This window comes from Bacillus cereus group sp. TH152-1LC (assembly GCF_027710505.1).
Classification (GTDB): Bacteria; Bacillota; Bacilli; order Bacillales; family Bacillaceae_G; genus Bacillus_A; species Bacillus_A mobilis.
The window spans coordinates 209,744-224,432 of sequence record NZ_JAQFNK010000001.1; the positions used below are offsets into that span (position 1 = coordinate 209,744).

Here is a 14,689-nt window from a genome sequence, read left to right on the forward strand (position 1 = left end):
TGCAAATTCAGAATAACATGTGGTTATTTGATATTCATATAAGATTTAGTAAGTTTTGATATGTTTTTCGAATTTCTCAATAATATAACAAAATAAATCATCTATATCTTCATCCATGAAACGCCAATCGCGTTCATTGTTAGGGTCTTCTTTTTCCCAATAGGCGTTTGCCCATTCGGTTTTATTTTCTTTTTCAATCACTTTATATGTACCATCTAGAAGCGGCAGTAATAAGTAGATGTATTCATGATTCCCGCACATTAAATAGTTGTCGGTAAACATGATTAAATTAGTATGCATTTCTTCTTTGATGAATTTGTATTTAGTAGAAAAAACTTGTGTAGCATCTAATCCCATGTATTTGTTGAAAGTATGTAATGCTTCTTTATGTATGATATCGCTTTTGTTGTATAAATTATCTATTGAAAATGCGATGATAGGACTTTTATTTTCAATTCTTTTTAAGTGTTTTTTGTATCTGCTTTTCATAGAATTCGCCCCTTTTTAGATTAAGAGTTACATGTTTTCATCATAACAAATTTTGGTTGTTTTTAATTGGAATTTGTAGTTTTTTTAGTGATATATCTTCATTTGACTAAAAAGAAAATATACATATAGGATAGTTGGATATTAATGAAATGAAAAAAGAACCTAAATATAATTAGGCTCTTTTGGTTAGAATGTCTAAACACATAGTTGTAGGACGCGTTTAATCGCTATTTTTTTTATTCTTCGAGGTAAGAATGTACGAATCTCGTCCTCGTTGAAACCAACTATTAATTTGCTTGACTGCAATATGATTGGAGTGCGTAATGCAGTTGGATTATCTACAATAAAATCATAAAATTCTTCGGTAGACATATGTTCAACATCCTTAAAACAGTTTTTAGTTAAGATGTCGCTAATGCCGTTTTCGGTATGGAAAAGAATCTTTTTCAAATCTGTTTTAGAAATACCATCTTTTTGCAATTTGGTAACATTGTATTCAATCCCATTTTGGTTAAAGAAATGTACAGTTTTTCTAGACGATTGACAAGAACTTTTAATGTATAAGTTAATCATAGCTTTTTCTCCTTTGTTAATGCACTTTTTAATATTAAAACCCCAAAAAGAAAAAAGTCAATTCTTTTTCAGAAAAAATTACAAGAAAATTAAGGGTAATGCAAAGATATTCAGTATTTAATGCGTTATTCTGAATTCAGGGGATATAAATTCAGAATAAGAATGGAAACTGAAATAAATAAAGGGAAGAAAGAATCTTTTGTCCTCTTTTATAAAAAGATGCGAAAAAGAAAAGGTGTTCCGTAAAAATATATTTAGATGTTACAATAAAAGAAAAAACAAGAGGTGCAACATGAAGAAAGGATTAAAATATGAAAAGTTCAAAGAAAAATGGAAAGAATTATATGAATCGGGGATGTCATTTCGACAAATTGGAAAATTGGAAAACGTGGATGCTAAAACAGTGAATCGGACGTTACAAGGACTTGTTAAAATTCGACCTAAAAGTCCTTGGGATAAGTATGTTGATGAATGGTATGAGCTATACAAAAATGGATACTCTAAGTCTGATATATCAAAAAAGCATAAGTGTGATATAAAAATAGTGACGCGGGTACTTGAAAAAAGGGGAGTCGAACGAAAATCGGGTGGACAAAAAAGGCTATACGAACATTTGGCGTCAGATTTTGCTGATATGTATAATGCTGGTTATTCTCTTGCTGAAATAGGAAAGAAACATAATATAGATAAACAAACTATACGATACTATTTAAATTACCAGGATGTTAAAACAAGGGAACTAAGTGAAGCAATTAGAAAACACCAATTAAACGAGCATTATTTTGATGAAATTGATTCGGAGGAAAAAGCCTATCATTTAGGATTGCTCTTTGCAACAGGTTCTGCACTTGAGCAACATAATGGCTATGTTATTCAAGTCACAATGCATCAAAAGAAGAAACACATTATACAACCTTTAATTGATGTTCTGAGGGGAGAAGATGTTGGAGGGTATACGAGTAAAAAAGGTATACTGGCATATCGCTTTAATTCTAGACACCTATATGAAACTGTTAGAAAGTATGGCATGAATGCAAAAAGTAAGATGACTTTTCCACATTTAGAAGAAAAATGGAACCGGGCTTTTTTAGCAGGTTATATGGTAGACAAAAGCTTTATGATAAAAACAAGAAATCACTTGTATATTACAGGAGCGAAAGCTTTTTTAGAATCAATAAAAGAAGTGTTATCTCCTCATGTAGACGCCAACAAAATACATTTGTATGAAGTCAGTGAAAATGAACATCGATTCGTCGTATTCGATGATGATACGATTGATGATATTTATGATTGGATAGATATATTGTAATCATTATTAAAACAGGATAATAAGAAATATTCCAGACCTTTTAGAATAGCTAAAAGGTCTGTTTTTCATTGTTATATCAGTGATTGGAAAGAAAGATTGTTATTTTTAACTTAAAATTTAAAAGTAAATTATAATAATTAAGAAATGAAATAAACAAAAAAACAAAACTGTGAATACGAAGGAGAAAATAAAAATGGACAGCCAAAAACTTGTAATGGAATTAAATGATATGTTTTGGAATCTTGAAGATGACCAAGAAGAGCTTGCTCATGCTATGCTAGGATTAATGAGTGAGAATCAAGAAACGGTGCAGTTCGATTCAGCGTTACAAAAAGCATTTCGTGAATTAAATATCTGGAGCAGAACTGAAGAAAACACAGGTGTTGTTTTAGCTGTTGTTTGTGATTTGTTAAGATTTAAAAAGAAATAAAACGTATAAAGAATGAAATTAAATTTTAGCGCCAAAAGCCGTATAAATTTGCGGCTTTTTCTAATTTAAATGAAATTGCTTTAACTTTATTAGAAACACAAAAATTAAATTCAAAAAGCGCACAAATCACAAGTAGAATTTGTTTAAATAAATAGATAACCAATGTATAGATGATACAACAAATAAATAACTTATAACATTAAAAGAAGGAGTGATGACATGGGTTTAAATCAACAACAACTAGAAGCAGTAAAACAACTAGAGGGTCCTTTGCTTATTTTAGCAGGAGCAGGTTCGGGTAAAACAACAACAGCTACCAAAAGATATGAACACTTACTGGAGTTAGGTGTGAAATCAAAAAATATTTTAATGGTTACGTTCACTAGAAAAGCAGCAAATGAAATGATGTCTCGTATTAGAAATAATATGCCTCATTTAGATTTTAAGGATACATGGGTAGATACGTTCCACAGAATTTGCATGGATATGCTACGAGCAAATGGACAGTATTTAGGTATTCCTACTGACTTTAGTGTTTGCAATAATTACGAGTCTAAGAAAATACTAGATGATATCATTAAACGACATAACCTAAGTGGTGGAAGTGACGAAGAAGAGGCTACCATCACAAAAGAAAATACATTTGAATACATAAGCAATTTAAAAACATTATTGATTTCTCCTAATGCATTACTTAAAAATGTGCCTACGTTACAATGCATGAATTGGGAAAAATCTAGTGCTTTTCTAACTAATTTAAAAGAAGAACAATCAGTTATGTATGAAGCATTAAAAATTGTATATCCGGAATACCAAAAAGAGTTGCTGACTCGTAAATTACTAGATTTTGAGGATATCATGTTTTATGCGGTTTGTTTATTGGACAAAAAACCAGATGTAAGCAAACGATACCAGGAGCAATTTATATACATTATGGTAGATGAATTTCAAGATACCAATCATGTTCAATTCAAACTTGTAGAGTTATTAGCAGGAGAAAAACAAAACATTTGTGTAGTGGGGGACGATTTTCAAAGTGTGTATGGATTTCGAGGTGCTGAAATCGAAAATATTTTGGGATTTGAAAAACATTTTCCTGGTACGAAGATTATTAAATTAGAACAAAATTATCGTTCTACGAAGCGTATTGTTGAGTTTTCAAATGAAATCATCCAACATAACAAAAATCAAAAGAAAAAGAATATGTTCTCAGAAAAAGAACTGGGTGATAAAATTCAGATTTTCGAAGCACTTGATGACGAACAAGAAGCAGTATTAGTTGCAAAAGAAATTTTAGCATTAAAAGAAAGTAAACGCTTTGAATTCAATGATATAGCTGTGCTATTCCGAAATAATTCCCACGCAAGTAAGTTTGCAAAAGTATTCGCAGAACATAAGATTCCGCTTCAAATTACTGGCGATACAGAATTTGCTGATAGGGTAGAAGTAAGAGATATGATTGCTTATTTGAAGTTGCTAGAAAATCCGGAAGATGTATTTAGTTTAAGACGTATTATAAACAAACCAAAGCGTGGTATTGGACCTAAAGCGGCTGAATTTATTTTAGGAAATGCCCAAGGTAATATTTATGAGTTTCTTATACTCAACCAAGTTAGCAACGCAATTACAAAAGCTGGGCAGCAAGGGATTCAAGAATTAATTTCTTTCTTTGACAATTGTTCTCGTACCTTACAAGAGAATGGAATTGGTGCAGCAATAGAGCAGATTCTAAAAGAGATAAATTATGAAAAACGAGTATATGAAAAAAGTTTTTCTTGGATGCAGGAAGAAGTAGCAGAAGGATTAAATGAATTGATTCGTTTAGCGAATAAAGCTGAAAAAGAACAGGGGAGAATGTCGATTGAAAGTTTCCATGAATATTTAAAAGACTTGTATATCGACCAAGATAGTCTTTCTCCTAAAGTTACTTTAATGACGGTCCATAAATCAAAAGGATTGGAGTTTCCGGTTGTGTTTGTTACAGGATTAGACAATCTAACGTTCCCGAATGAACAAAAAGAAGATTTCGAGAAGGAATTAGAAGAAGAGCGTAGAGTGTTCTATGTGGCGGCAACAAGGGCGAAAGAGTTATTGTATGGTTCTTATTGTCTTAAGAGAGAAAAACGCGTAGAGGGCACAATGCAGGAGCTAGAAGCAGACAAATCATTGTTTTTAAAAGAAGTTTGGAATTCAGTACATATTGAAGTGAAAAAATAAGATAGAAATAAAGAAAAAACTTCCTAGAATCTTTAAGATTATTAGGAAGTTTTTTAGGTTTATTATGCGAATAAAATAAAAAGACGCATGTATACATATAGCATACGTGCGACCACTTGGAATGAATACGTTTCAGCGCGTTTAGTATAACATATTCAGAATATCGTAGTCTACAAAATATTTTGGATTTGGTTATGGGAATTATTATTGAAAAATAAGCTCCCGATAATTGGGAAGCTTACTTTTAATAGTTCATTTTCAATTTTGTGATTAAATGATTCTAACCATATTTTTAATAATCTCTCCAAGCTGTTCTTTACTTTGTTTTTTGCATTTGAAAGATGTGGAGAAATGCTTTTGCATCCTTTTCGGTAATACCGAAGGTGTGTTCAATTCCGTTTGCTTTTATTAAACAAGGTATTTCTCCTTTATCATTTACATTTAATTCATAAAAAAATTCTTCAATGTGAGTAGACTTCTCAAAATTATCGTTTTCTTCTTTGTAAGTTTTCAAACTATCTTCAAGACCTCTAATTTTTTCCTGTAATCTCTTTACTTCATCGAATAAATCAACGTTTATTTGCTCTTGGCTCATTTGTCCCACTTAATATTCCTCCTTAGGTTAGTACATTATATGATTCATTGATATTATAATGGGATTTTTTAACGTAGTAAAAAATAATAGTTTATTTTGACATAAATAAAGTTTTCGAAGAATAATAGTGTTATTATTTTTTGAATATAGTAAAATGCATACATAAAACAAGGGGAAAGTAAATATTCTTAATAAGTTAATTAAGGAAAAGAAGTTAAATTTAATTAAAAATCTAAATTAGTGGAAAATGAGGTTATCAAATGATTTCTGGATTAATATGTGGTTTACTACTAGGATGGTTTTTATCTTGGTTTAGCTTTGATGAAGTTGTTTCAAACGGTTTAAATGAATTGTTCAAACTAAAAACAACGGAATCTACTTATTACTTAATTTTTGCTGTTAGCGGTATGATTTACGGCATTGTAAAACACCTATAACATATTGAGGCTGGATAATATGAATATAGATAAAAGTGAATTAAATAAATAATTATTAAATTAAAAAGAGCAGATGAATTTCTGCTCTTTTTGTTTGTAATTTCTATTGCTGTTCTTTACAACCTTTGCAAATGAACTCCTTGTTTCTTACTGCAATGATGTAAAATTCTTGAAGTGTTTCGCAACAATTACACTTATATAGTGCTTTTTTATTTGCAGTTTTTTCGATAAACGTTAAATTCGCTTCTTTTGCTTCCTTTTTCCATTTGTCTACGACACATTCATGGCACAAAACTTGATTGTTTCTCTCAACATCAGATATATAAACTTCGCGAGTATGACCACATTTTTCAAAACGATATAATGCCTTGTCTCCGTTTAAGACCTGAAGTAACTCTAAACCTTTTTCTTTCGCTGATTGTATTCTAGAGTTCTCCAAGCAATAGGGACAAATAATATTTTTGGAATCCTTGCAATTACGTATATTTACTATGGATATCCTTTTGATGTGACTGCAAGGTAGTTTGTACCAACCAAAATTACCAATGTCTTTATCACGGCATAAGAAGATTAAGTCTTTTTCCGTCGCTTCTCTCGTCCATTTTTCAATGCTTGTTGCTTTGCCCATTTGAGCTACCATACTTTTATCAAATTGTTCTTCATCTAAGCTATCTATAAATACTCCTTTGTTATTTAAAGCTTTCATACGCTTATTTAAAATAGGGTTGCAGGTTTGGCATGAAAAACCTTCTTTTTTAACATGATGCGTATACAGTGTATGTGTATGTCCGCATTGTCTAAAACGATAAACAGCTTTTCTACTTTTACCGTTTTCTTTTTCTATGAAATCTAGCCCTCTTGAATCTGCTATAGATTTAAGTTCTTCTATATGGCATTCTTCACAATATCTGTTTTTGTATTTTCTAACATGGGATGTTCCTAAAATGATGGAATGTTTGCATTCGTTTAATTGATATAAAGCCTTTTCTCCGTCTATTTTTTTAATAAATGTCATGTCTTTTTCTTCTGCTTCTTTTTCCCATAATAAGACATCACAACCATAGCAATGAAATACTTTTTTATAAAAATCACCATTAGATATCATTTTGATGTGCCCACAAGGAAGCTTATACCACGCATTGTGTTTGGTTTTAATGTCGCGACATAGATATTCTAGATTGTCTTCGGCTGCCTTTTCTGTTCTACTTTTAAAGGCTCTTGGGGTATCTAGCATAGCTTCCATGCTTTTTATGAAGCGTTCTTTATCCCGTATGTATTTTTCATCGATTGATTCGTACCATTTATTTGTTTCACACATAATTAATCCTCCGTTTTTTTACTATTATATCATGGAAAAGCAATAGTAAATCATAATGGAATTTGCATATAAAAGTACATAAAGGAACGGAAGTTGTGTGCAAAAATACGTAATGGAACGGAAATTATGCGCAAAAATACATAATTGCACGGAAGCTGTGTGCAAAAATACGTAATAGAGCGGAAGTTATGTTCAAAAATACATAATGGAGTGGAGAGGACATGCAGTTGTTAATCGTAAGCAAACAAAAAAAGCAACCTAATTGAATAGGTTGCTTGGAAGTTTAAATTTAAATCCATCCTCTTAATTTTGATGCTTCTGCCATTTTACGAACTCCAACCATATAAGCTGAAAGTCGCATATCAACATTTCTATTTTGAGCGTTGTCGTATATGTTGTTAAAAGATTTTACCATCATTTTTTCTAAACGCTCTTCTACTTCTTCTGCTGTCCAATAGTAACCTTGATTGTTTTGAACCCATTCGAAGTAAGAAACAGTTACGCCACCTGCACTTGCTAAAACGTCAGGTACAAGTAGGATGCCTCTTTCAGTTAGAATTTGAGTTGCTTCTAGGGTAGTTGGTCCATTAGCAGCTTCAACTACAATCTTTGCTTTTATGTTATGTGCATTTTCCTCGGTAATTTGGTTTTCAATTGCCGCTGGAACTAAAATGTCACAGTCTAATTCTAATAATTCTTTGTTTGAGATAGTGTTAGTGAATAAGTTAGTAACTGCTCCGAAGCTATCACGTCTATCTAATAAATACTCAATGTCTAAGCCGTTTTCATCATGTAAGGCACCATTTGCGTCTGAAATACCGATTACTTTTGCGCCAGCTTCGTGCATGAATTTCGCTAAGAAGCTTCCAGCGTTACCGAATCCTTGAACCACTACACGAGCACCCTTAAGTTCGATTCCACGCTTTTTAGCAGCTTCACGAATACAAATCGCTACTCCTTTTGCTGTTGCTGTATCGCGACCAACAGAGCCACCAAGAACGACAGGTTTTCCTGTGATAAATCCAGGAGAATCAAATTCACGAATACGACTATATTCGTCCATCATCCATGCCATGACTTGTGCGTTTGTAAACACATCAGGAGCTGGAATATCTTTAGTAGGTCCAACAATTTGGCTAATTGCTCGAACATATCCTCTACTTAAGTTTTCTAACTCTCTGAAAGACATGTTTCGAGGGTCACAAATAATGCCACCTTTGCCTCCACCATAAGGTAAATCAACAATTCCGCATTTTAAACTCATCCAAATTGATAGAGCTTTTACTTCAGTTTCAGAAACGTTCGGATGAAAACGAACTCCTCCTTTAGTAGGTCCAACAGAGTCGTTGTGTTGTGCGCGATAACCAGTGAAGATTTTAGTGGAACCATCGTCCATACGAACGGGAATTTTAACAGTTAACATGCGAACAGGTTCTTTTAATAATTCAAATGTTTCTTCAGAGTAACCTAATTTCTCTAACGCCTTATGTATAATGGTTTGAGTTGATTTTAAAACATCATGTTTATGATTGCTTTCTTCAACTTTAATTTGAGCTCCCATATAATTGCCTCCAATAATTTAGATAAATATGACTATTTAAATCCAAAAAATAAAACGCTTACACTTTTCTTAATTAATAAAAAATTCCCTAATATGTATTTCCTATATTTTCACAAATACCTTCAACGAAAACTAGAGTAGAAGAGGTGGAATGTATAGAAGTAACGTATTTTACCAGAAAAAAATAAATCGAGAATGTTAGCTTTTATTCCGGATTATTTGTTATTATTGTCTCATCTTACTAAAGGAGTGCTGTTTTGTAAATGTTAAGTATTAGGGATTTTGAAAATAGAATCGATAAAATGGAAATCATTTATAAAGAAGCTATGAAAAATTACGAAACATTCTTTTGTGCCACAGGATTGAATGTACTAAATATAGAAAAAACATTTGCAAACTTAAGGATGGACCAAGTGAAAAGTGATATAAGGTCAAGGGTAAGGGGACTGTTCTTATTCTATGTTTCTTTAAATGAAATGATAGAAGAAACGCATTTCTCAAATTATGAAAATAATTTTATGATAGACATCATAAACGAAATATATGAGGTAATAGAAGAAGATGTGGAATGGTATAAAGAAATAGAGTTTCCTTTGTATGAATTAGGTTGTGCTTATAGAGAGAACGATTTCGATTATGACTATAAAGTGGAAATCGTTAATAAAGATGAGCAGCTAGAATTTGTAGTAAATATGTTAACGTTTTATTCAGGAAGTGTGGCAAATAAAAACGGAATTGTAGATACCAATATCCATGTACATGCAAGAGAATCGGGTGGCTATAAAAAGGTTATGATTGATTACATGATTCCTGGGAATAGTATATATAGTTTTATTCGATTCGTGTTAGAATCTGGTGCATTGGAACTAAGAAATATTGAGTTTTTTATGGAAGAAAAAACAATTTCAGAATCTAACATTGTAGTAAAAAACGATGTTAATATTTCTAATTGTGAATGTTCAGATGGTATTTTTGAGAGAATAGAAGGAACACATTATCAAGTGGAAGTAGAAGATGTATTGCTTTTCATTAAATCACACATCAAAGAGATTAAAAGAGAAATCGAAAAAGAACTAACCTACAATAAATTAGAAAATGGTCCAGATTTTCATTTATATCTGGAAAAACTATTTCATGATTTAAATGGATTAAAAATGAAAACGCTTTATTATCAGAGGTAAATTAGAGGATTTCTATTATACAGGTAATGGCAAGACTACATGGTCTTGCCATTATTTTGTTTTAAGGATAGGCATGTATTTAAATCATATTTCAACAAAAACAGCATAAAGATTGCAGATAACTACGAAAAATTTAGGAAGGTTGCAAGGGTTGTTTGATTGAAATAATTGATATAAAAAATGGTTGTTTGTATAAACGTTACACTTATAAATGAACATAAAATGTATTATTTAGCATAAATTAGTAAATAATTATAACAGTTTTCTTTTAGTTACTTGCAGTTTAGTTGCAGTTTGTGTAGAATAGGAGGCAAGAGGTGATGATAATGCTCACGACTTACGAGAAACAAGAGTTCGAGAGAAAAACAAGCTCTTTAGCGAAACAAATGTTACTTCAAGATGAAAACTATAACGTATTACTGTTCAAGGTTTTAGCAAACTTTCTAGATAGAACCAATCCTAATAAATTACAGTATAGTCAATTGAACGAAGAGATTTTAGGTAATAGTGACAAGGTAAAAGAGTACCTACAAAATGTTCTTAAACATATGGCTGATGTAGCAGTAGAAGATGATGTATACGCTCCTACATACACGACAGGACAACTTGCAAAGTATTTTGGCGTATCCATTACAACAATCAACAATTGGATTTCTGACGGTAGATTTTTAGGTGTTGAAAGAACTAAAACAAATAAACAAGCAAGGATTTCAGCAAATACCATTTGGACTTCAAGAACAGGAAAGAAATATCCAGTATCTCAAATCATTAAGGATTGGGAAGAGGAGCAAGAAGAATTAGGTACTAACAACTTAAATGACAATAACGAAGCGTTATTCTTAATCAACCAGTTGAGTTTATATGAAACAAAGTACGGAGGGGAATTCCAAAGGACGTTAGGCTTGAAAACGGAAGATGAGTTAACATCTGAAGAATCAACAGATGCGTCTGCTTGGAAATATTTCATAGAGAGACAAAAAGCAATTAATGTCTACGGGAATACCGAGAAGTAATTTTCGTTTAATCGAAAAAGAATACGAGGACGTAATTGAAGAAATCCGAAACGGTGCTGCTGGTCTCCCTTCCAACCCGCCTGGAGCGATTCGAAAAACTATCGTCTTTAAAGATTTAACAAAGCTTTCCTGCCAAGAAATCATTAGTGAAGGAATTATTGAATTTTATCAGTACGACTTCTATGATAGTGATGGCAATATTGTTATGAAGTTTCACTCTGAACCTCATGAAGATAAAAAATATCAAACAGACACAGAGCCATTCCATATGCATGTTCGAAAAGATGCATATGACTTAAAGGCTTCGGTTCGTTTACCAAACAAACATTTCAAGGAACTTGTCCAGGTTATTAATTTAATTATTATGAGTCCGCATTTGCATTATGCTTTTACTCAACAAGGTGGTAATGCAACGACTGTTCCAGTTAAAAAAGGTAAACCAGTAAAGAGAAAAAGATAAGAAAGAGCAAGGATTGATATCCTTGCTCTTTTACATATAACTAACTTCTTGTTTAAATCTTCTTGGCTTTTAGCAAAAAAGACTATCGGTATAAGCTAATGACGTTATCTTTTCTCTTGGGTTGATTTTTGTATTCAGTATAAATTCGATTAAATAGCTCCCTAAAAAATTCTGCTACCCAACTTGCTGTTGTAAAATTAAATGGCTCTGTATCCTCATCGAAAATAAATGTATTTTCTTCTATGTTGTAGCGACCAAAAGCTACAAACTCCGAGATTTCTTCACCCATATAATCCTGCCAAAAATGAATTATATAAATTTCATTATCATATTGAGCAACAATCCCTTCGCTACGAAGGTCCTTTGAGTGATAAGGTGCATCGCATACATATCCGGATTCCGGGTCGTATTGAAGGAATTCTACAAGTTCGACATTTTTGATGAAATCGGTTGGACGGATTTTGTTTCCTGAATCCGAGACGCCAAAAATGTAATGAGGGCTTTCGAACTGTTTCAACTTCTTCCAATCATTATCGAAATGTGATTGTTCGATAATGTTACTCCATAAGGAACAAAGCCAATCTAATCCCTTGCTTTTAACCCAAAACTCTAATGGATTACTCTCCGTAGAATCACCTGAAGTAGAAGGTGTTGTAGACTTACAATTTAATTTCTCCATATTTTCTTTAACAAATAAATTGTATTTCTTATCGGATTCCCAGCCAGACGTTAGCAACATTTGTTTATGATTATCCCAATACTCTTCATCTCTTTCATTGAAGTAATTATCGAATAATTCCGTGTCGCCATTTGTATAAATGATTAAATCATATTGGGATAAAAGTATATCAAGAATGTTCTTTTCTTTATCTAAATCTACTTTTTCATCAAAAAGATTGATATTGTTTAAAAAATATAAATCATCGTTTTTTCCTACGAATGAAGACCTGTAATCAGATAAGAACCTCCATAAATAATGACATAACTGAGAAATTCCGTCTAATTCAAAAAAGGAATTCGAGCCGTTATTGATAGCGAAATCGTTCATAATGAAAGGGATGTTTAGTGAATAACCAGTAATAATTCCAATCTTATTATTTTGGTCATCTATAATATCGTACCAATATGGTTGAATGAAATCCGTGCTTTCAAGGAATTCATCCGTAATCTTGTTGCTTTTTTTACTTTTTAATAACTTCAAAAATTGTACCTCCATACTCTTTACTGTTAAAGCCAGTTTATCACACGGAATGTGGAGGTAGCTAGATGCTAAAAAAAGGTTACGAATACAAGTTTGTGTTTTTCATTACAAATACATTTTTTACTTTATAATATTAAAAACTTAAAGGAGAATATGTATGACTGAAAACATGATTTATCTGAACAAACTGTGGACTGAATATTTAAGAGAGGCTATAAAATCAGAGAAGCTGAAAATCTTAATTCACTCGAATGACGAAGTAGCAGACTTTCTATTAAGTTGTGAATTCTCGCATGCTGAATCATATAGTGAAGAGTTTAGGGATGAGCATTATAGCATTATCTACTTAAAACGAAACGAGGACATCATTTCGTTCCGAAAGGAATTCTACGCGAATCGTCCTTCGAAGGTAGAGTTTTGCTTTGAAGTAGCATCAGATAAGGATGAATTAGAGAAAATAAGTGGTTTTCTTGTGGAATGGTTTATTGAATTTAAAATGCATTATTATGCCGAACATTTCGAAGCGTTGCAAAATCAAGGGGATTGTTTCATGACCTTTTTAAATTACGCGAAGTGTGATATATCCAGTATTCAGTATTCTAGGATTGATAAACAGAATATATTTAATCTTTCCGTTCAATCAGAAAGATATCGTGTTATTCATAAACAACATATCGATTCATTAGCAAGAAAAGAAATGCTTAATAGGATGTATGGCATTGTATTTTCAGATGACTTTATTAATTTGGGTGTTTTGGCTAATCTAAGTGGCATTCAGGAATCTAAAATTAGAGAAATGTATAATTTAGAAGAAAACGAAACACTAGATGACGACCAAGCAGATGAATTCATAGAAGAGCATGTTGATGTAGATGCATATTATCGAAATCAATTCGGAAATTATGGATACTTAGGTCTTTTAGGAAATGAAAAATTTCCTGAAGTGATAAGCGGAGACTTTTATATTTATCGAATGAGATAGTAAAAAAGAGGTAGCTTATTCTGTAGAAAAACAAACATAGAAGATAGAAATAGAAAATATAAGGAATAGGAGCTGTGGAATTTGGCTAAGAAAAAGAAAAAGAAAAAGAGAAGAGGACATTATTGTTGGGGATGTGATTCTCACAAATCTAATGAAAGCTTTAGTGGAAGAGGACATAGAAATCATTTATGTAAAAAGTGTAAGTCTCAAGGAATTACAAAAAGACCTAAAAAGGAGGAATGGGTTTTTGAATTGCCAAAGACGCCGCCTAATCCTTATTCCAAAAAAATAAGGCTCATTGATAGCATAGTAGTTGGAGCAACCGTTGACGGTTATTCAGAGGATGCAAAGGATTTTTGGTTTTTTAAATTATACGGTGCGATATATGTATTGGTAGAGAAGTTTGTGTTTAAATATCAACCTAACGAAGAACAAAAGTATGTATATACGGATGGCTTGTACGAGCCCGAATTAGGAGAGTCCATTTTTAATAAAGGTGGTTTATATCCAGATTGGATGGCATATGGATGGGAAGAATTAGAGGAGATAAAAAGGTTGGGTATAGAAGAGTTAAAAGTGGTTATGAATAACATACCTTGGGACGATGAATTCGCATTAGACCAGTATTTCCAAGACGAAAACAGTTTCTTTCCAGGAGATTTTACCGAAGGATTTATAGAAATGGAAGAAGAGCAACAAAATATGTTTCTGTCGTTATTAGAGCTAAAAGTAATGGTTGAGAAATTAGAATCAGAAAGAGAAGCTTTGGATGATGAGGATGATATTAATTTTGATGATGACTACTATACGACTCTAGGTGTTGTAATTGATGGTGTCTTTTATTAAGAAGAAGAAAGACAACAAATGGATTGTTGGATGGTAAATGGCATTTGGGATGAATCAAACGGGATTGATAATAGAAA

Annotated in this window: 15 protein-coding genes; 9 read left to right on the top strand and 6 right to left on the bottom strand. The window is 32.0% G+C overall.

The genetic code is table 11. The annotated features are described in order from the left end of the window. Positions 1-45: 45 nt before the first annotated feature. Positions 46-489, bottom strand: a complete 444-nt coding sequence (locus PDL00_RS01070) for a hypothetical protein (protein WP_270725527.1) — start codon at positions 487-489, stop codon at positions 46-48. 195 nt (positions 490-684) lie between these two features. After that, positions 685-1,062 (bottom strand): ArsC/Spx/MgsR family protein, encoded by a 378-nt coding sequence (locus PDL00_RS01075; RefSeq protein ID WP_270725529.1) that lies wholly within the window; start codon positions 1,060-1,062, stop codon positions 685-687. Positions 1,063-1,354: 292 nt separating this feature from the next. Between PDL00_RS01075 and PDL00_RS01080 the strand changes: the two genes are divergently transcribed. The 3 genes from PDL00_RS01080 (at position 1,355) to PDL00_RS01090 (ending at position 5,018) form a co-directional block, all read left to right on the top strand. Further along, entirely contained in the window at positions 1,355-2,371 is a 1,017-nt protein-coding gene (locus PDL00_RS01080) for a hypothetical protein (protein ID WP_270725531.1), read from the top strand. 193 nt (positions 2,372-2,564) lie between these two features. After that, positions 2,565-2,801: a hypothetical protein gene (locus PDL00_RS01085; RefSeq protein WP_270725533.1), complete on the top strand. Its 237-nt coding sequence runs from the start codon at positions 2,565-2,567 to the stop codon at positions 2,799-2,801. 219 nt (positions 2,802-3,020) lie between these two features. Beyond that, positions 3,021-5,018: an ATP-dependent helicase gene (locus PDL00_RS01090; protein ID WP_270725535.1), complete on the top strand. Its 1,998-nt coding sequence runs from the start codon at positions 3,021-3,023 to the stop codon at positions 5,016-5,018. A 316-nt stretch (positions 5,019-5,334) separates the two neighbouring features. On the opposite strand, the gene PDL00_RS01095 is transcribed toward PDL00_RS01090, so the two are convergent. Further along, a complete protein-coding gene (locus PDL00_RS01095; RefSeq protein WP_270725537.1) occupies positions 5,335-5,622 on the bottom strand; it encodes a hypothetical protein in 288 nt (95 codons plus the stop codon). A 251-nt stretch (positions 5,623-5,873) separates the two neighbouring features. Here PDL00_RS01095 and PDL00_RS01100 point away from each other — a divergent pair, with 251 nt between their 5' ends. Continuing rightward, complete coding sequence (locus PDL00_RS01100) at positions 5,874-6,050, top strand: hypothetical protein (RefSeq protein ID WP_270725539.1); 177 nt, start codon at positions 5,874-5,876, stop codon at positions 6,048-6,050. A gap of 103 nt (positions 6,051-6,153) precedes the next feature. On the opposite strand, the gene PDL00_RS01105 is transcribed toward PDL00_RS01100, so the two are convergent. Both PDL00_RS01105 and PDL00_RS01110 read right to left on the bottom strand, forming a co-directional pair. After that, positions 6,154-7,368: a hypothetical protein gene (locus PDL00_RS01105; RefSeq protein WP_270725541.1), complete on the bottom strand. Its 1,215-nt coding sequence runs from the start codon at positions 7,366-7,368 to the stop codon at positions 6,154-6,156. Between the two features lie 289 nt (positions 7,369-7,657). Next, positions 7,658-8,929, bottom strand: coding sequence for a Glu/Leu/Phe/Val family dehydrogenase (locus PDL00_RS01110; protein WP_270725543.1), 1,272 nt, complete (start codon positions 8,927-8,929; stop codon positions 7,658-7,660). A 263-nt stretch (positions 8,930-9,192) separates the two neighbouring features. Here PDL00_RS01110 and PDL00_RS01115 point away from each other — a divergent pair, with 263 nt between their 5' ends. From PDL00_RS01115 to PDL00_RS01125, 3 genes are all read left to right on the top strand, one after another. Beyond that, complete coding sequence (locus PDL00_RS01115) at positions 9,193-10,110, top strand: hypothetical protein (protein WP_270725545.1); 918 nt, start codon at positions 9,193-9,195, stop codon at positions 10,108-10,110. A 317-nt stretch (positions 10,111-10,427) separates the two neighbouring features. Then, complete coding sequence (locus tag PDL00_RS01120; protein WP_270725547.1) at positions 10,428-11,123, top strand: hypothetical protein; 696 nt, start codon at positions 10,428-10,430, stop codon at positions 11,121-11,123. Next, positions 11,098-11,583: a toxin-antitoxin system TumE family protein gene (locus PDL00_RS01125; RefSeq protein WP_270725548.1), complete on the top strand. Its 486-nt coding sequence runs from the start codon at positions 11,098-11,100 to the stop codon at positions 11,581-11,583. The genes PDL00_RS01120 and PDL00_RS01125 overlap by 26 nt, the downstream gene beginning before the upstream one ends. Positions 11,584-11,665: 82 nt before the next feature. Here PDL00_RS01125 and PDL00_RS01130 read toward each other — a convergent pair whose 3' ends face one another. After that, on the bottom strand, positions 11,666-12,784 hold the full coding sequence (locus PDL00_RS01130; RefSeq protein WP_270725550.1) for a hypothetical protein: 1,119 nt from the start codon (positions 12,782-12,784) through the stop codon (positions 11,666-11,668). Between the two features lie 157 nt (positions 12,785-12,941). On the opposite strand from PDL00_RS01130, the gene PDL00_RS01135 reads away from it, so the two are divergent. Both PDL00_RS01135 and PDL00_RS01140 read left to right on the top strand, forming a co-directional pair. Continuing rightward, positions 12,942-13,766, top strand: a complete 825-nt coding sequence (locus PDL00_RS01135) for a hypothetical protein (protein WP_270725552.1) — start codon at positions 12,942-12,944, stop codon at positions 13,764-13,766. An 81-nt stretch (positions 13,767-13,847) separates the two neighbouring features. Next, entirely contained in the window at positions 13,848-14,612 is a 765-nt protein-coding gene (locus tag PDL00_RS01140; RefSeq protein WP_270725554.1) for a hypothetical protein, read from the top strand. The last annotated feature ends 77 nt before the right edge of the window (positions 14,613-14,689 follow it).

Coding starts and splice junctions, on each gene's coding strand:
- PDL00_RS01100 (WP_270725539.1), top strand. CDS start 5,874: ATGATTTCTGGATTAATATGTGGTTTACTACTAGGATGGTTTTTATCT.
- PDL00_RS01125 (WP_270725548.1), top strand. CDS start 11,098: ATGTCTACGGGAATACCGAGAAGTAATTTTCGTTTAATCGAAAAAGAA.
- PDL00_RS01070 (WP_270725527.1), bottom strand. CDS start 489: ATGAAAAGCAGATACAAAAAACACTTAAAAAGAATTGAAAATAAAAGT.
- PDL00_RS01080 (WP_270725531.1), top strand. CDS start 1,355: ATGAAGAAAGGATTAAAATATGAAAAGTTCAAAGAAAAATGGAAAGAA.
- PDL00_RS01075 (WP_270725529.1), bottom strand. CDS start 1,062: ATGATTAACTTATACATTAAAAGTTCTTGTCAATCGTCTAGAAAAACT.
- PDL00_RS01090 (WP_270725535.1), top strand. CDS start 3,021: ATGGGTTTAAATCAACAACAACTAGAAGCAGTAAAACAACTAGAGGGT.
- PDL00_RS01135 (WP_270725552.1), top strand. CDS start 12,942: ATGACTGAAAACATGATTTATCTGAACAAACTGTGGACTGAATATTTA.
- PDL00_RS01105 (WP_270725541.1), bottom strand. CDS start 7,368: ATGTGTGAAACAAATAAATGGTACGAATCAATCGATGAAAAATACATA.
- PDL00_RS01115 (WP_270725545.1), top strand. CDS start 9,193: ATGTTAAGTATTAGGGATTTTGAAAATAGAATCGATAAAATGGAAATC.
- PDL00_RS01110 (WP_270725543.1), bottom strand. CDS start 8,929: ATGGGAGCTCAAATTAAAGTTGAAGAAAGCAATCATAAACATGATGTT.
- PDL00_RS01085 (WP_270725533.1), top strand. CDS start 2,565: ATGGACAGCCAAAAACTTGTAATGGAATTAAATGATATGTTTTGGAAT.